14 protein-coding genes are annotated in these 18,178 nt (G+C 30.9%); 6 read left to right on the forward strand and 8 right to left on the reverse strand.

The genetic code is table 11. The features are described from left to right. Positions 1–5 precede the first annotated feature (5 nt). Positions 6–923, reverse strand: coding sequence for a diacylglycerol/lipid kinase family protein (locus AC2TDS_RS11425; RefSeq protein ID WP_484735716.1), 918 nt, complete (start codon positions 921–923; stop codon positions 6–8). Positions 924–1,038: 115 nt separating this feature from the next. Here AC2TDS_RS11425 and rnr point away from each other — a divergent pair, with 115 nt between their 5' ends. From rnr to AC2TDS_RS11440, 3 genes are all read left to right on the forward strand, one after another. Beyond that, the gene (rnr, locus tag AC2TDS_RS11430; RefSeq protein WP_484735717.1) at positions 1,039–3,234 is read left to right on the forward strand and encodes a ribonuclease R; all 2,196 of its coding nucleotides are present in this window, start codon (positions 1,039–1,041) and stop codon (positions 3,232–3,234) included. Between the two features lie 122 nt (positions 3,235–3,356). Continuing rightward, positions 3,357–4,034, forward strand: a complete 678-nt coding sequence (locus tag AC2TDS_RS11435) for a head GIN domain-containing protein (protein ID WP_484735718.1) — start codon at positions 3,357–3,359, stop codon at positions 4,032–4,034. Between the two features lie 33 nt (positions 4,035–4,067). Further along, the gene (locus tag AC2TDS_RS11440; RefSeq protein ID WP_484735719.1) at positions 4,068–4,268 is read left to right on the forward strand and encodes a twin-arginine translocase TatA/TatE family subunit; all 201 of its coding nucleotides are present in this window, start codon (positions 4,068–4,070) and stop codon (positions 4,266–4,268) included. Positions 4,269–4,347: 79 nt separating this feature from the next. Here AC2TDS_RS11440 and AC2TDS_RS11445 read toward each other — a convergent pair whose 3' ends face one another. Continuing rightward, a complete protein-coding gene (locus AC2TDS_RS11445) occupies positions 4,348–5,274 on the reverse strand; it encodes an SPFH domain-containing protein (RefSeq protein ID WP_484735720.1) in 927 nt (308 codons plus the stop codon). Between the two features lie 126 nt (positions 5,275–5,400). Between AC2TDS_RS11445 and AC2TDS_RS11450 the strand changes: the two genes are divergently transcribed. Then, entirely contained in the window at positions 5,401–5,799 is a 399-nt protein-coding gene (locus AC2TDS_RS11450) for a DoxX family protein (RefSeq protein ID WP_484735721.1), read from the forward strand. 142 nt (positions 5,800–5,941) lie between these two features. Here AC2TDS_RS11450 and AC2TDS_RS11455 read toward each other — a convergent pair whose 3' ends face one another. The 4 genes from AC2TDS_RS11455 to AC2TDS_RS11470 all read right to left on the reverse strand — a co-directional run bounded on the left by AC2TDS_RS11455 (position 5,942) and on the right by AC2TDS_RS11470 (position 13,606). Continuing rightward, positions 5,942–6,799: a class I SAM-dependent methyltransferase gene (locus tag AC2TDS_RS11455; protein ID WP_484735722.1), complete on the reverse strand. Its 858-nt coding sequence runs from the start codon at positions 6,797–6,799 to the stop codon at positions 5,942–5,944. A 1,131-nt stretch (positions 6,800–7,930) separates the two neighbouring features. After that, on the reverse strand, positions 7,931–9,808 hold the full coding sequence (mnmG, locus tag AC2TDS_RS11460) for a tRNA uridine-5-carboxymethylaminomethyl(34) synthesis enzyme MnmG (RefSeq protein ID WP_484735723.1): 1,878 nt from the start codon (positions 9,806–9,808) through the stop codon (positions 7,931–7,933). A 36-nt stretch (positions 9,809–9,844) separates the two neighbouring features. Then, positions 9,845–10,255 (reverse strand): rRNA maturation RNase YbeY, encoded by a 411-nt coding sequence (ybeY, locus tag AC2TDS_RS11465; RefSeq protein ID WP_484735724.1) that lies wholly within the window; start codon positions 10,253–10,255, stop codon positions 9,845–9,847. A gap of 66 nt (positions 10,256–10,321) precedes the next feature. Further along, positions 10,322–13,606: a coiled-coil domain-containing protein gene (locus AC2TDS_RS11470; RefSeq protein WP_484735725.1), complete on the reverse strand. Its 3,285-nt coding sequence runs from the start codon at positions 13,604–13,606 to the stop codon at positions 10,322–10,324. Between the two features lie 226 nt (positions 13,607–13,832). Here AC2TDS_RS11470 and AC2TDS_RS11475 point away from each other — a divergent pair, with 226 nt between their 5' ends. Both AC2TDS_RS11475 and gltX read left to right on the forward strand, forming a co-directional pair. Further along, positions 13,833–14,672 (forward strand): transporter, encoded by an 840-nt coding sequence (locus tag AC2TDS_RS11475; RefSeq protein WP_484735726.1) that lies wholly within the window; start codon positions 13,833–13,835, stop codon positions 14,670–14,672. Between the two features lie 328 nt (positions 14,673–15,000). Beyond that, on the forward strand, positions 15,001–16,515 hold the full coding sequence (gltX, locus tag AC2TDS_RS11480; protein ID WP_484735727.1) for a glutamate--tRNA ligase: 1,515 nt from the start codon (positions 15,001–15,003) through the stop codon (positions 16,513–16,515). Positions 16,516–16,566: 51 nt separating this feature from the next. Here gltX and AC2TDS_RS11485 read toward each other — a convergent pair whose 3' ends face one another. Continuing rightward, positions 16,567–17,151, reverse strand: a complete 585-nt coding sequence (locus tag AC2TDS_RS11485; protein ID WP_484735728.1) for a hypothetical protein — start codon at positions 17,149–17,151, stop codon at positions 16,567–16,569. A gap of 49 nt (positions 17,152–17,200) precedes the next feature. Continuing rightward, positions 17,201–17,635 carry a tellurite resistance TerB family protein gene (locus tag AC2TDS_RS11490; protein ID WP_484735729.1) on the reverse strand — a complete coding sequence of 145 codons (435 nt, stop codon included), beginning with the start codon at positions 17,633–17,635 and terminating at the stop codon, positions 17,201–17,203. Positions 17,636–18,178 lie beyond the last annotated feature (543 nt).

Genomic DNA, 18,178 nt, shown 5'->3' on the forward strand with positions numbered 1-18,178 from the left:
TAAAATTAAGATTTGTTAATTACAAACTGGATGGCTTGTTTAAGTATGGAGACGTTAACTTGACCTGTACCTATGAGTTCACCATCAGCTTCAATAAATACTTCTGACTCTAATAATACGGGAGTTACTAATACTTTTGTTGAAGTATAGGTATCTACTTTTTTATGATGTATTATTAATCCATTGTATAGTTTTCTTAAATTTAGTATCAAGTCAATGAAAGATAGATTCTTAGCAATAGTAATATCTATTAAACCATCGGAAACATCTTTAAACTTAGTTAAGCGCATTCCACCTCCCGAATATTGACAAATTCCAAACAAAATCATCAAACATTTGCTTTTAATAACCTTATTATTAATTTCAATACTAAAAGGATTTTTTTTGTAGAATAGTAATCCGGAAATTCCACTTAAAATGTAGGCAATAGGGCCAAGATGTTTCAATTTATGTAATTTATTAACAACGTAGGCATCGTATCCTATACCAGCCACATTATGAAAATAAGCCTTGGTGTTTTTTAATTCTAAATATCCTATATCTTGATATATGGTTTGTTGTTGTTTTATGAATGAAACAGCTCTTTTTATATCGTTAGGTATTTTATGGGTTTTAATCCAATCATTACCAGTACCTAAAGGAATTACTCCAACGGTGATATTGTTTGTAGCGATTATCTTTTGGCACATGATTCCATTGATTATATGATGTAAAGTACCATCACCGCCAACCGAAATAATATATCTATAGCCTTTTTTAATAGCATTATAAACCAATGAAACTTCATGTTTGTGGTGGGTTGTCATAGCAAATCTATAATCGATATTATGTATGTTTAGTTCATGTTTAATTTTGTTCCATAACTTTTTAAAGTTTTTGTTACCAGCGGTTGGATTAGCAATGACATACCAGATTGTTTTCATTTAAAATTAGTTAAAAATTGCAGTAAAATACGAAAATGAATTTATAACACTTTTTAAGAAGATAGGCAATTAATTTATTTGTATTTTGCCATAAATTTTATAAGACGTAAGATTAATGACTAGAAAGAAAAAAATCTACAAGAAAAAGGGTAAGGTTATTAAAGATTTGACCCGTAATATTTTCAAAATACTTAATCAAGATAGCAGTAAACATTATAATTATAAGCAAATATCCTCCAAATTAGGTATCAATGATTCTGATGGAAAGAGCCAAATTCTACAAAAATTAGTAGAACTTACTGCAAACAAAAAAATACTGGAGGTTGAAAGAGGAAAATATCAAATTAATGAAGATCGAAAATATCACATTGGTAAATTAGATGTTACTACTAATGGAAACGCATATTTTATATGTGATGATTTTCAAGACGATGTTTTTGTACCTTCAGTCAATTTAGGTAAAGGTCTTCATAATGATCTTGTAAGAGCTTATATTTACAAGAAAAGAAGAAGTAATAAAATGGAGGCAGATGTTGTTGAAATAATGGAACGTGCTAAACAAGAGTTTGTTGGTGTCATTCAAATGAGTAAAAATTTCGGGTTTGTGGTACCGGATAATAATAAGATGTACGTTGATATTTTCATACCCCAGAGTAAAATAAGTAACGCTACAGACGGTGATAAAGTACTGGCGAAAATTACAGATTGGCCAGAAAATTCTAAAAATCCATTTGGAAAAATCGAACAAGTATTAGGACGTCCAGGAGAACACGATACTGAAATACATTCTATTTTGTTGGAGTATGGTTTACCTTATGAATTCCCTAAAGAAATAGAGACAGAAGCGAGTAAATTATCAGTAGAAATTACGGCAGAAGAAGTAGGGAAGAGAAGAGATATGCGTAATGATTTAACCTTTACTATTGACCCTAAAGATGCTAAAGATTTTGATGATGCCTTGTCATTTACCAAGTTAAAAAATGGAAATTATGAAATAGGAATTCATATAGCGGATGTGTCTCACTATGTACAACCAAATACAAAATTAGACGATGAAGCTTATGATAGAGCCACTTCGGTCTACTTAGTAGATAGAGTTGTGCCAATGCTACCTGAGATGTTATCTAATGGAGTATGTTCGTTACGTCCTAATGAGGAAAAATTAACGTTCTCTGCAGTTTTTGAAATCAATGAGAAAGCCCAAATTATTGATAAATGGTTTGGTAGAACGGTAACATATTCAGATAAACGTTTTACCTATGAAGAAGCACAGGTTATCATTGAAACGAAGAGCAATGAAATACCCGCTGATATTTCATTAACGGGTGAAAGTTATGTAGTAGATGATAGTATTGTAGAAGCTACATTGAAATTGGATGAATTAGCTAAAATCTTACGTAAAAAACGTATGAAGGAAGGGGCTATTTCATTTGACAGAGTTGAAGTTAAATTTAATTTAGATGAAAAAGCTAACCCTATTGGGGTTTATTTTAAAGAGGCTAAGGATGCAAATAAATTAATTGAAGAATTTATGTTGTTAGCCAATAGAAAGGTTGCTGAGTTTATTGGTTTTACTAATGGAAAAATAACAAATAGTGCTTTTGTATATCGTGTTCACGATGAGCCAGATGTTGAAAAGTTAGCATCACTACAAAACATTGTTAGTAAATTTGGCTATAAAATAAATACAGAAACAAGAGAAAAAACATCTCAAAGTTTAAATAAATTACTTAGTGAAGTTCATGGTAAAGGAGAAGCTAATTTAGTGGAAACTTTAGCAATTAGAACTATGAGTAAAGCTGAATATACTACTCAGAATATTGGTCATTACGGACTAGCATTTAATTATTATTCGCATTTTACTTCTCCAATACGACGTTATCCTGACGTAATGACACATCGTTTACTTCAACATTATTTAGAAGGAGGTCAGTCACCAAAAAGTGATATCTATGAAGAAAAATGTAAGCATGCGTCTAAAATGGAAGAACTAGCTTCTAAAGCGGAAAGAGACTCTATTAAGTATATGCAAGTAAAATACATGCAAGACCATAAAGATCAGGAATTTGATGGGGTTGTTTCTGGGGTAACCGAATGGGGTATTTATGTTGAAATAGTTTCTAATAAATGTGAAGGAATGGTTAGAATTAAAGATATAAAAGATGATTATTATATTTTTGATGAAAAGCAATATGCTGTAGTAGGACAATCTACGAAAAATATGGTACAATTAGGTGATGAAGTGGTTGTTAAAGTAAAACACACTGATTTGGAGCGAAAACACCTAGATTTTGAATTAATAACACATTAAGCTTTCTTATTGTAACAATAAAATGTGTTTTTTACCATTATAGTAATGGTATAGTTATTGTTTGTATAGTTATGATTAAGACTATTTAGTAGAAGATATTGAATAGATAAAATGTAATAGAAATGAAAAAATATGTAGTATTAAGTTTATTTTTAGTTAGTACGTTGATATACTCTCAAAAGAATATAACCAAAGATTTAGGGAGTTTTACGATACTAAAAGTTTATAATGGAATAGATATAGAATTGGTTAGATCTGATGAAAATAAAGCGGTAATTACTGGTGAAAAAGCAGATAAAGTTAAACTGAAAAGCGACAATAATAAACTAAAAGTTTTACTTTCTTTTCCAGAAACAACAGCTGATGGTAAAGTGAAAATAACGTTGTATTATTCTAAAGATTTAGTGACCATTGATGCAAATGAAGGATCGGTTATTACTAGTAAACAATTAAATCAACAAACAGTTGAAATAAAGGCTCAAGAAGGGGCGTTTATAAACATGGTAGTTCAGGTAAAGCATTTGATTGTTAAAAGTACATCGGGTTCTGTTATTAAGCTTTCGGGTACTACTAAAAATCAAAATGTGAGTGTAGACCTGGGCGCCAACTATCATGGGTATAAAATTGCGGTGACTAATATGAACATTGTTAGAGCAGGTTCAGGGGCTAAAGCAGAAGTTCAAGCTGGAGAGACTTTAGATGCAAAAGTATCATTTGGAGGTTCTATTTTTTATAAAGGTAAACCGGAAGTTTTAAAGCAGAAAAAAGTAATAGGTGGAGTAATTGAACACCGAAGTTAATTTTGTATCTTTGTAAATAAATTAAGTTTAAAGATGAATTTACTTGCTAATTTTTTAGGATTTGTAGGACCTTGGCAAATAGCCGTAGTTGTAGCATTAGTACTCTTAATGTTCGGAGGCCGTAAGATTCCTGAGTTAATGAAAGGTTTAGGTACTGGTATTAAGGAATTTAAAAACGCAACAAAAGATAAAGAGAACGATGATGAGAAAGAGAATATAGAGGAAAAAAAATAATAAAGTTTACTATATAAAAAAAACCGAATCTTTTTAGATTCGGTTTTTTTGATTATTAGAATGAATATAATAACGTTTATTATTCTTCGTTATTCTTTTTATTTTTAGCGTCTTTCATAGCTTCTCCAATCTGATTGCTGGCTGTAAAACTAGCCACCATATTGTTTAACATATCACTACCTGCTTGTGGTGAATTAGGTAGTAATATTAAGTTAGTATTGGTTTCACTACCTATTGATTGAAGGGTATCGTAATGCTGTGTAACAACAATCAATGCCGAAGCTTCCTGGCTATTAATACCTACTTTATTTAGAACTTCAACAGACTCTTCTAAACCGCGTGCAATTTCTCTACGTTGGTCAGCAATACCCTGTCCTTGTAAACGCTTACTCTCGGCTTCAGCTTTTGCTTTTTCAACGATTAATATACGTTGAGCATCACCTTCATATTGTGCGGCTACCTTTTCGCGTTCAGAGGCATTAATTCGGTTCATTGCTTCTTTAACTTGTGCATCAGGATCAATATCAGTAACCAATGTTTTAATAATATCATAACCGTAATCCATCATAGCGTCGTTTAGTTCTCCTTTAACAGCAATAGCGATATCATCTTTTTTAACAAAAACATCATCTAGTTTCATCTTAGGAACCTCTGCACGTACAACATCAAACACATAAGACGTGATTTGATCATGAGGATAATCAAGTTTGTAAAAAGCTTCATATACTTTTTCTCTAACTACTTTATATTGTACGGAAACTTTTAGCTTAACGAATACATCATCTAGTGTTTTCGTCTCTACGATAACATCTAACTGTTGAATTTTTAAGCTCAATTTACCAGCAATCCTATCTACGAAAGGAATTTTTAAATGTAAACCTGATTGGCGAATACTGTGGAATTTACCAAAACGTTCTAAAATGGCCGCAGTTTGTTGTTTTACAGTGAATAATGCGGAAATAAGTAGGATTAATCCTAAGAAAAAAAATGGTGCATAAAATACCATGATAATAAGTTTTAAAGGTTGATAGAATCTTTTTTATAAATATAATGAATATTAAATATATGACGTAATTTTTAATAAACGTTACATATTTTTTATTATAACTTATATTTGCTAAAAATCAATTATATGGAACTAATTAAAAATAATGTAACAGAAATTTTAATTCTGCTTTTTTTGTTAATAACCTTCTTACAATCCGGAGTCGACAAGGTAACAGATTGGAAGGGAAATTTAACTTTCGTAAAAGAACATTTTCAGAATTCACCATTAAAAAATATGGTGCCGTTATTATTGGGTATTATTTTAGCTATAGAATTGTTAGCAGGTGCGTTTATGTTTGTAGGAATTTTTAATATTGCTACAACGGGTTCTAAAGAATTAGCGTTGTTAGGAGTTCAACTTTCAGGATTGGCATTAATATTTTTATTAATTGGTCAACGATTAGCAAAAGATTATGCAGGCGCTATGACATTGGCAGTTTATTTTTTAATCGCTATTTTTGGAATGTTTTTATTAAATAACTAGAAATTATAGAAAAATAATTTTGTATTGTTTTTTCTTATTAAAAAACCCCTTAAAAATACTATTTTAAGGGGTTTTTAATTTTTACTAGGGTGTTATGTTGTTTTTGGTTTAAAACTTCTTTAAAACATATTTAAAACTAAATTTAACCATTTTTTAGGATATATATAAGTGATGAGTACTCCTTAGTTCGTTTAGCTTTTATATTTGAGAAGAATCCAATAAAAAATGCTTTGATTAGATTTGTTTTACCATTCTTGTTTTTTTCACTTAGTAATGATACATAATAGGAGTCGAATTTCATGGGTAGAATTTTATCAATTACTATAGTATGTTCGGTAAATATTTTTTGAATTGATGTTCTTGAGAAATGCCATGCATGTCTTGGCACATCATAAGCAGCCCAATATTCTTTATAAAAACAAGCATCGTAACTTTTGAAATTTGGCACAGCGATGATTATTTTACCATTCGGTTTTAATAATTTTTTTATGTTTTTAATATATTCTGTTAAATTTGGTATATGTTCTAGTACATGCCAAAGTGTAATAATATCAAAACGATCGGTAGTAATTTGACTGATATCAGTATTAAGAAATACCCCTTTACGGATTGCTAAATTTCTTGCATTTTCCGAGGGCTCTATTCCTTTTACTAGCCAATCATCATCTAAGCATATTTTAAGAAAATCCCCAGTACCAGCACCAATATCTAAAATCGATTTACTGTCAGTTTGAAATGAGTTGATGAGAGCTAGTTTTTTTCTTAAGGTGTGTTTTTTTACTAATTGGTAGGTTTGTTCAAATAGGTTTTTTGACCTATCTGTATGTGAAATATAGTCCTCACTTTGATAGTAGTTGTCTAGATCATCTGGCAGAGGTGATGTAACAAGCATGTCATAATCGTTATTATACATGAGTTCATAACTTTCATTAGAAACAGTATAATCTATACAATTAAGATAAGGTACTAAGTTTTTATAAAAGTTTTTTTCTCTTTTCAATATATGATAGTTTGAATGTTCCCCGTGGAACAATTATTAATAAAGCGCAATATTACATAAAATTGATAAATGTTCCACATGGAACGTTTATCAATTTTGTTAATTTCATTAAAATAACATATATGTGTTTTTTGTTTATAAGTAGTTTGTGTTTTATTAATATAGAATTTGTTACTGTGTTTGTTGTTAATTGAAGACTTGTTTTTTAAATATGGTTATATGTTTTTAATTACTTAGTTTTTATTGATAGTATTGGTTTAGTTTTTTTGTGAAGTAAATATTATTTTATGATGTAAGTGTTTTTTTTAGGGTTTAACATGTATGTTCATGTTATTAATAACGTTTTTTTTTATTAAATCATATTATTAGTAATGTTTTTTTAATGGATTAGATATGGTTTTTTTGAATGTTTGTTGGTTATTAGTTATGTAAAACTGCCTAATATAATTTTGAAGCCTTAAGATGTGAGGTCAGTTTTATAAGCTTATCTTTTATTGTATGTTTGTTGTTACTGTTGGCAGTAGGAGTGTTAATACGTAAGGTTTTTATGGTTTTAATTGGATACAAGGTGTGTAAGTGTAGTTGTATTAAATATGAATTGTTTTAATGTAAGTACTATTCTTTTTTTTAACCTGGGTTGTTAATTGTTTTTATGTAGTTTTTTAGGATAATGTATTATTTTTTTTAGTTACAGTAATTGTCAGGTTAATTACCTTTATTGTCTTTCTTAATAGTACTGTTTTAGCTTTTCAGAATTAATATTAAGGCATAAGAAAATGGTGTGAATTTGTTTTCTTTCTTTATGCTGATTATGAATTTAATTGTTTAGTTGCTAGGTCTGACGTAATATATAGTAAAATAATATGTGAAGTAATAAAAAGTATTGTAGTCCTGTTATTTGATGATGTTTACCTTTTGTGTGTTGTGTTTATGATAGTTTTATATTGTTTGTTGTAATGATCTGCAAAAGATGTTTTTTAAATATATTAACTGGTTTTGTTTATGATTAGGTATTATATCTATCTATACATATTCTATGGTAATCGTGAAATATTACCTATTGAAGTTATATACATCAAAAAAAAACGTTCCACATGGAACGTTTTTGTTTTTGATATATAGAGTGTAATATTATCTACCCATATAAACTAATAGTACAGAAATGTCGCTTGGAGATACTCCGCTTATTCTACTTGCTTGTGAAATAGTTGTGGGTTGTATTTTTACTAATTTTTCTCTAGCTTCAGTTGATAGTGATTTTACTTTTGAATAATCAAAATTAGAAGGAATAGGAACGTTTTCTAATCTGTTTAATTTGTCAGCATTGCTCTTTTCCTTTGTGATATAACCAGAATATTTAAGATGTATTTCTACCTGTTCTATTACGTCGTTAGTAATATTGTTTTCTTGTATGAAGTTTTCTAACTTCTCAACACTTCTGAAATCATTAAAATCTAATTGCGGACGTGCGGCAATTTTATAAATTTTCATTGATTGATTTATAGGACTTAGATTTTTAGAAACTAGTATTGGGTTTATTTCTTCTTTAGAAACACTTAGATTTTTTAAAAAAGCAATTACTTTTTCTGTATTGTTTCTCTTTAGGTTTACATTTTTCATTCGCTCCTCCGATGCTAAACCTAAATGATATGATTTTTCAGTTAAACGTAAGTCTGCATTATCTTGTCTTAAAAGAGTTCGGTATTCTGCTCTAGAAGTAAACATACGGTATGGTTCTTCTGTGCCCTTTGTAATTAGGTCGTCAATAAGAACACCTATATAAGCCTCGCTTCTCTTTAGAATGAATGGTTCTTTGTTTTGAGTTTTTAATGCTGCATTTATACCTGCCATTAGCCCCTGAGAAGCGGCTTCTTCATACCCAGTAGTACCATTAATTTGACCTGCAAAGAATAGGTTATTAACTAATTTAGTTTCTAAGTTGTGTTTTAATTGAGTGGGTGGAAAGTAATCATATTCGATAGCGTACCCATATCTAAAAAACTTTACGTTTTCAAAACCAGGAATAGCGCGAATAGCTTTGTCTTGAATATCTTCAGGCAATGAAGTAGAAAAACCGTTGACATAGATCTCCACCGTACTCCAACCTTCTGGCTCAACAAATATTTGGTGACGATCTTTTTCTTTAAAACGATTAATTTTATCTTCTACAGAAGGGCAATATCTAGGCCCTGTAGATTTGATTCTACCGTTAAACATGGGTGATCTATCAAATCCTTCACGAAGTAGATCATGTACTTCCTGGTTGGTGTAGGTTAAATAGCAAGAACGTTGTTTTGTGAGAGCCTTGGTTGTTGGTAGATAAGAGAATTTTTCAGGAGAGCTATCACCGGGTTGCTCTGTCATTTTTGAGTAGTCTAGTGAACGCCCATCTACTCTTGGAGGGGTTCCTGTTTTCATTCTACCAGCCTCAAAACCTTGTGTTATTAAATCTTCTGTAATACCGGTAGAAGCTCCTTCTCCTGCTCTACCTCCACCAAAAGTTTTTTCACCTATATGTATTAAACCATTTAGAAATGTGCCAGCTGTTACAATAACAGTTTTAGCTTTTATATGCAACCCTAAAGCAGTTTTTACTCCGGTGATACTATTGTTTTCAAAAGTAAGCCCGTTAACAGAATCTTGATAGAAATCTAAATTACTAGTCTGTTCAAGCATAGTTCTCCAACATTCTGCAAATTGCATTCGGTCAGATTGAGCTCTTGGACTCCACATCGCTGGCCCTTTTGATTTGTTAAGCATCTTAAATTGTATGGCGGTTTTGTCTGTAACAATACCGCTATAACCACCTAAGGCATCAATTTCACGAACAATTTGACCTTTAGCTATGCCTCCCATGGCAGGGTTGCAACTCATTTGAGCTATGTTTTGTAAGTTCATTGTAATTAACAATGTTCTCGCTCCCATGTTAGCGCTGGCTGCAGCTGCTTCACTACCTGCATGTCCTCCTCCTACTACAATTACGTCGTATGTTGTATTAAATAAACTCATTTTTTTATTCAGTTCCACGTGGAACTCCTTTTAATTTTAATTTAATAATTTTAAATATTCATTCTCTTTTGCACGCATTTCTTGTTTTTCGTTCTCGGTTTTATCTTTGAAACCTAAGTAATGTAATACACCATGAATTATTACTCGGTGTAACTCGTTATCAAAACTCGTTGCAAAGTTGTTGGCATTTTCTTTAACCCTCTCAACGGATATAAAAATATCTCCATTTATTTCTTTACCCACGGTATAATCAAAACTAATGATATCAGTTAAGGTATCATGTTGGAGAAATTCTATGTTTAGTTTGTGAAGGTATTCATCGTTACAAAATATATAGTTAATTTCCCCTAATTCAAAATTTTCTCGTTCTATGCATTCTTGTATCCAACTACCTGTTCTTTTTTCGTTGGGTAAGTTATACTCTGTTTCGTAGTTAAAATATATCATTATATGCTGTTCGTTTGTATGATAAACCCTTTTAGTGTCATATTGTTTTTTAAGTAGTAGTTTAAGTTATTCGATTTTAGATGGGCTGAAATATAGTTGAACCTTTTGTTTGTATTTCTGCTGCAAAAGTAATGATTGTCTATTTAATATTTCAGTTTGATTGTAAAACAACTGTTTGAATTTTAGTTTTTTGATACTAGTGTTGTTAAACTCTTGTAAATTGGTGTTAGATTTTCTTTCTTTTTTACGTCCTTGCTCGAAACTAGCCTTTTCAAGTTTTAATAGTTCATAGTTTAGTTGCTGCATTTTTTCGAGGGTTTCTTTAGTAAAACCTTTCTCTAAAATTTTGTTTTCCAACTCTTCCATTTGTTGCAAAGCTTTTTTTGCATTGCCATTTCCGTCTTTTCCGTTTTTAATAGCGTCTTCTAATTGTTGTCTTAGCTGTGACTGCTCTTTGTATATTTGATACAGCTCACCATTCATGTCTTCTTGTTCGTTTCCTTCATTACCTGGTTTTTGACCTTTCTTCTCTCCTTTACCATCTTTTGGCTTACCATCACCTTTCTTTTGCATACCATCTTTCATTTTTTTCATAAGCTCACCTTGTTTTTGTATAATATCAGGTAAACTAAACGACTCACCTTTCCCTTTTCCTTTACCCGAACCTTCTTTTGGGTTCTGCATGGCATCTAAAGTGTTGCTTAGCATGTCTGACAAGACGTTAGCAGAAGTCATTACGTATTGTTGGTTGGATACACCATTCCTGATGTGGCTATCTGCAAGATTTTCTAAGGATAGATCTAGATTATAATGAGCATTAGCCAACTCTTCTTGAACTTCTGCACTAATTTTTGGTACGCGCATGGATAAGGTAAATAAACTATCATCAATATGTTCGAAATAACTTTTTAATTGGTATTGTCTTTTAATATTTTTACCAAAATTAGGGTGTGAAGATGTTGTATTACTGAAATCATTCATTAAAGATTCTTGTTTAAATGAAAAAGTAACAAGGTTTTCTAAAATTTGGCGTAGACTTTCCATGTTTTCTTCCTGCATTTCGTCACTCATCATTTCTATAGACTCCTGCATTTTGCTGCTCATTTGCTGCATCTTTTTTGCAGCTTTTTTCTGGCTTTTCTTTGCGTTAGAACTCTTGTTTTGTTCTAGATTTTCCATGGAATTGTTTAATTCTTGCTGAGTTTCTTTTTCTAACTTATCCATAGGCGGAATATCCATAGGTTCTTTGAGGTTTTCATTGTCTTTTTTCAATTCATCGAGTTCTTTTTTAATAGCATCAAATTCTTTATTAATTTCTTGTTGCTCTTCTTTGGTGTTCTCTTTTATAGATGTTTCCTCTTGTTTTTTTGATAAACTATCTAATTTTTCAGCTATTTGATTCATTTTTTGTTCAACATAGTATCGTTTAGTCATTTCTAAAATACGCTCTAAACTTCGTTCCTGTTGCTTGTTTTGCTCAGCTAATTCTTTGGTTTTTTTAATTAGATCTTCTTTTTTTAGTTTTTCTGCTAATTGTTTTAGTTCATCTAACAACTTTTGTTGCTTATCAAGCTTTTTAAGTTCTTCAATACGTTTTTTGAGATCCTCCTTTTTTGTTTGCAAGTGTTTTTTAAACTCTTCTTTTTCTTGAAAATTCTCCTGCAATTTTTCAGTTTGATTTTTCATCATTTGCTGATATTTCTCTTGACGCTTTATTAAATTTTTGATGTTTTTTTGATCACTCCAGTTAATGTTTTTCTTGTTTTGTAAATCAAACTGTATTTTTTCTAGATCATCTTTACTTTTTTGTTGCTTTTTGAGTGAATTTTCAAGTTTTTTTATGTGATCTTTTTGTTCTTCCAATAGTTCATCTTCTATTTTTTCTGAAGACTTCTGTTTGTAATAAAATTTTCTACTAATGGCTTTCTTACTACCGTTTACCCTATCATTATCAAATACTTGAAAATACAATTCGTAATTCACGCCGTTTTGTAAATTTAGGTTGTTTGGAAACTCAAAATAGAAGCTTTGTATTGCTTCTTTTTTGATTGTAATTGACTGATTATTAGTTATTTGAGAGTTTTCTTGTTTGTAAACAAGCTCAAGTTTGGAGAACCCGTAATCGTCAGAAATTTGACCAATAAATTGTGCGTTACCCCTTGAAATGCTATCAATATTTGACTGAACTGAAATACTTGGTAACTCATCTTTTATCACATTAATAGAGAATTGTAAACGTTCATATTCTTTTAAATTTTCATTTGAAGTAGCGATTTGGTAGTTAATCGGATCGAAAATCTGCTTTTTATAATGAAAATCATTGATAGCACTTTTGGTAAAAAATGATTTTTTTTGATTGTTGATAAATACAACAGTATCTGTTTCAGTAGTTTTAAGGTTCCATTTAATAAATGTTCCTTGTGGAACGTTTATGTTTCCTGTGTTGGCAATAATTTCATTTTTCTTACCTATATAATTTGGGTACATCAATTCAAGAGAAATGTTCTGAATTGACGGTGTTTTTATTACGTTTATACTATATGATTTAGACACAATAGTGTTGGCTTTTATGTAAAAGTCAATAGGCTCTTGTACCTCATTGAATGTGAAATAAAACATCCCATTACCCTTATATTGAAGATAATATTGTTGGTTATTATAAAAAACTTTAGCCTGTTCAGGAATTACATCCCCTTTTGTTTCAATATAAATCGTAATCGATTTTCCTTTAATAACCTGTAAAGAGGGGTTTGTTACGGAAAAATAGAAAGGAGCAGGCGGCTCATAGGCAGTTTTATAATCTATAACTCTAGTTAAACTCTGGTTTAGCTTTGAATTCACACCTGTTATAACGCTTAACAACCATATAAAAACAGGAATTAAAATGTATTTTATATATTTTAAATTGGATTTAAAAACTACTGCTTTTGAAAACGGAACTGGTTGTAGTTCTTTAGATTTTTGCTCAATACTGGCCAGTAACAAATCCGTTTGTTCAGTGTTTCCTTTTAATTGAAGTACGTTTAATAATTTATCTTTTACTTCTGGAAAATGATCTCCTATCAGTTTAGAAGCCACTTGTGTTGAAATCCCCTTTTTTAAGCCAATTAACTTCAAAATTGGAAATAAAATAAATCGAAATAGCAGTAAAAACTCAACAAAAATAAATGTCCAAAACAGAAGGGTTCTTGCAGTTGGTTGTAACCACAGAAAATATTCTATAAACAAGGTGAAAAAAAGATAAATTAGTCCTAATGAAAAAAATAAAATACTCCCTTTTATTAATTCATTTGTATAGTATTTCCTACTAAACTGCTGTAATTTTTGTTCAATATTGTTAAAAGCGCTCATATAACCAATAAAAGTACTACTTTTAATGTAGAATTTTCATAAAGTTTTTGTAAGAAAAACGGAATGATAACTACAAAGCTCTCAGAACTAATACTTTTTCTGGTCGTTGTACTGTTTGAATTGGAAAAATAAATAGATGCTGATATCCTTTAAATTACCAATTTAAAATTGAATATTTCCTGTTATATGTATCTGTGCTACAAAAGAAAAGACTAATAATTCAATCATGAAAAAACTATATTTTTTATCAAGCGTTTTGTTTGCAACCTCTTTATTCGCTCAAAGTCCATGGACTAAGAAAAAAAATGAAGTATACGTGCAGCTTTCATTTTCAACAATTTCAAACTATGATCAATTATTTGGAAATCCTGATTATAGTACAGAAAGAGAAATTTCGGATAATACCTTGCAGCTATACACGGAATATGGACTATCGGATGAACTTACGATATTTACATCAGTACCTTTAAAAATGGTAAAATCAGGAAATGTTAACACATCATCTCTCCTGCCAACACCATTTACAACAGAAGACTCTGAAACTTCTTTCGGGAATATTCAGTTGGGAATAAAGTATAATATTTATAACAAAAAATGGGTGGTATCTACACAACTTGGAATTATGGCAAATACAGGAAGCTTTACTGCCCCTTCCGGGTTAAGAACAGGTTATGATGCTTGGGCATTCACACCCTTAATTTTAGCGGGAAGAGGTTTTGATAAGTGGTATATTCAAGCGTTTACAGGGGCAGATGTATTTACAAATGATTATAGTAGTAACTTCAAATTAGGTGGGGAGCTAGGTTATAAGGCAATAGATTGGCTTTGGGTTGCAGGTTTCTTAGACGGGGTGATGTCATTACAAAATGGTTGTGTTGTTATTGAAAATAGTAACGCACTTACTGGGTTGTATGTTAACAATCAGAGCTATGCTGCTTTTGGCCTTAAGTTTATTGGAGAAATCAATAAAAACATGGGTGTTAGCACTGGGTTTGCAGGTGCTTTCGGTGGAAGAAATGTAGCAAAGAGCCCAGCGCTAAGCGTAGGATTTTACTATAAAAATTAAAGAAATTGACATAATATGTACGTTATGGGGCATGCTGTCAATTCAGCGAATTATTTAGAAAACAACTATTTCTGACAAGGTTGTTGTAAGCGATAATTTCTTAAGTAGGACGTTGGGTAACTTCAAAGATATATGTTAAATTATACTATTCGTCCTCTGATATGAAACCATGAATACAGAAGTAAAAGCCTAAAAAATAATTGACAAGGAAAGAAACGATCCTCAAAAATTTGAGGGTTATTTCTTTAAGGATAATTTTAAACTATCAAACGGATAAGTATCTTTGCCTTATCAACAGTTACTACTGATTTAAAAGAAATTTATAACAATGACTGATAATGTAAGAGTACGATTTGCTCCAAGTCCGACAGGGCCTTTACATATGGGTGGAGTAAGAACCGCCTTATTTAATTATTTATTTGCAAAAAAACATAACGGAACGTTTGTATTACGTATAGAAGATACTGACCAAACACGGTATGTAGCAAATGCGGAACAATATATAATAGATTCATTGAAATGGTGTAACATTTCCATTGATGAAGGCCCAGAAATAAATGAAAAATTTGGACCATACCGCCAATCTGAACGTAAAGAGTTGTATAGAACATACGCTGAAGAACTGATAACAAATGGTTGGGCATATTATGCTTTTGATACAGCAGAAGAATTAAATATTCATAGAAAGAATCACGAAGAAGAAGGTAAAACGTTTATGTATAATTCGCATAACCGCGAAAAGCTGCATAATTCTATAGCATTATCAGAAGATGCGGTAAAAGCCAAACTTACTGCAGGTGAAAAATATGTGGTACGTTTTAAAACACCACCGAACGAAACTTTGGTTATGCAAGACGAAATTCGCGGAACCATTACGATAGACACCAGCACTCTTGATGATAAAGTATTGTTTAAGTCTGACGGAATGCCAACCTATCACCTTGCCAATATTGTTGATGACCATTTAATGGAAATATCGCATGTAATACGCGGTGAAGAATGGTTACCCTCTCTTCCACTACACGTATTACTGTACAAAGCGTTTAGTTGGAATGCGCCAAAGTTCGCACACTTGCCGCTCATTTTGAAACCTGTAGGTAAAGGAAAACTCAGTAAAAGAGATGGTGATAAGTTAGGATTTCCTGTATTTCCTTTAATGTATACCAATGAAATTACAGGAGATATTTCACGTGGATATAAAGAAGAAGGGTATTTTGCAGACGCTTTTGTAAATATGTTGGCGTTGTTAGGATGGAACCCTGGAACTGAGCAAGAATTGTTTTCCTTAGAGGATTTAGTACAAGCCTTTGATTTAAAAAGGGTGAGCAAATCTGGGGCTAAGTTTAGTCCTGATAAAACGAAATGGTTTAATCAGCAATATCTGCAACAAAAACCGGAGGCTGAATTAGCAAAGATATTTACATCAATATTAACGGATAAAGGAATTGAAAAAGAGACCGGTTATATTGAAAAAGTAGTTGCTTTAATAAAAGAACGAGCTACGTTTGTTGCTGATTTTTGGGAATTATCGAACTTTTTCTTTGAAAACCCAACAGAATATGATCCGAAAGCAGCAAAAAAACAATGGAAAGAAGGAACGCCAGCGCTCATGAAAGAATTAATTAGCGTAATTAATTCTATTGAAGTTTTTTCTTCTGTAAACATTGAAAATGTAGTGAAAGAATGGATTTCGATCAAAGAAATAGGTTTTGGTAAAGTAATGCAACCGTTGCGCTTAAGTATGGTAGGAGCATTGAAAGGACCTCATTTGTTTGATATTATAGAAATGATAGGCAAAGAAAGTAGTATAAAACGATTAGAAAACGCTATAAATAAATTATAATTTAATAAAAGAGGGAGGTTACAACTTCCCTCTTTTATTGATATGTTGTTATTAAAAACAGGTTGCTGTTGATCTTGCTGCATGATTTCCTCCTTCAAAAACATTATTCCAGTCCAACATAAACACAATACTAAGAGTACCTTGTATATGAGAACGCATACTTTCATAAGTTTTTGATGAATATTTGTAATATAATTGTGGGTTGACACCTATACGGTCTGAAAGCCAATAAATGCCACCAGCACCAACATTTACCGTAGGGGTCATTTTTCGCTCAGAATCAACTGCACTTCCACCTATAAAAATATAGGGGCCAAAATTATCCATTATAGCATCAAAATTATAACGTAATGAACCGTCAATAGAAAAATAAGAAACGGAATTTTCCATAAAGCCTACATTGTTCAAAGTATTAAAAGAAATAGCTCCGTCTAAAGACAGGCGATCACCAATAGGCATGGTTAAATTTACACGAGGTGTTTGAAAAATATACGCATCACCAATATACGAAGCATCATTTTCACTAAACTTTGTAATACCGATACCAAAACCTATTTGCCAAGACTCATTTAAGTTTTGGGCAACAACACAAGATGTCAATATACTGAAAACAGCAATAAAAAACGTTTTTCTCATACGGGGGGATTTATAGTAAAAACTAAAATTTAGCAAATTTAGTATAATTTTAAACTAAATTCACGTTTTTTATAGCGGTAGTAAAATCCTCCAAATCGTTATTGTTTGATACTAAATGTATTGCTTCGTCGCAAACCTTTTCAACATTATCAGTAGGAAAATGCAAAGCAACAGCAATTTTTCGGAGAATACTTACCTCCTCTTTCTCCACCTTTTCATCTGCAAAAATCATTTTGGTTAATCGATGCAAACGTTCAATGCGCTCATCATAACTAACCGGTGGATTTACAGGAAATTTTTCAGGGTTTTTTAAAATTTTTGCGTATTCAATAGAATTAATATTTAATTTTTTTGCAGCACGATCAAGTAGCCTTTGCTCTTCTTCAGATATTGTATCGTTTGTTTTGGCGATTTTTACAATACTTGCAAAATGACCTATTTCTTGTTTGTGTTTACCGCTGGCGTATAAATCTGATATGGACATAATTTTTATTTTTTAGTTATTATAATTAAATGTGAAATTTTTAGAACCAACTTATATGAAATATCATTAACTAATTTTTTAAATATAAAAGCCGGAACAATTTGTATATAGAAGCTCATTCATTTTTCAAAAAAAGCAAAAAATAGAAGCTTCTAGAATTTGGTAAAAGTTGTAATTAATGAGTAAAATTGATTCTATTTCAAATTTATAAAAAACACCTCAAAACATCAAGATTATTTTTTCTTATCATAGAATACTTAAGAAATAAGAAATATTGATTAAAAAGAGTTGTTTAAACAGTGTTTTAAACGGTTTTTAAAAATTAGCTATATAAAGTATTTTTACAATAGTAAAAAAACACATAGAGCGGCTAAAAACAGGTTTTGAAGAAAACAGCCCCTTTTTATGTTAGAAATCGTGAATCGAAACATACAATGTCGATTTTGTAAGATATTTTTTATCTTTATAACAAAAAAAAGCATTTTACGAAAATTTGGGGGGCTTACATAAAGTATAAAAATAATTTTTCATAAAGACTAAACA

This window comes from Tenacibaculum profundicola, assembly GCF_057220795.1.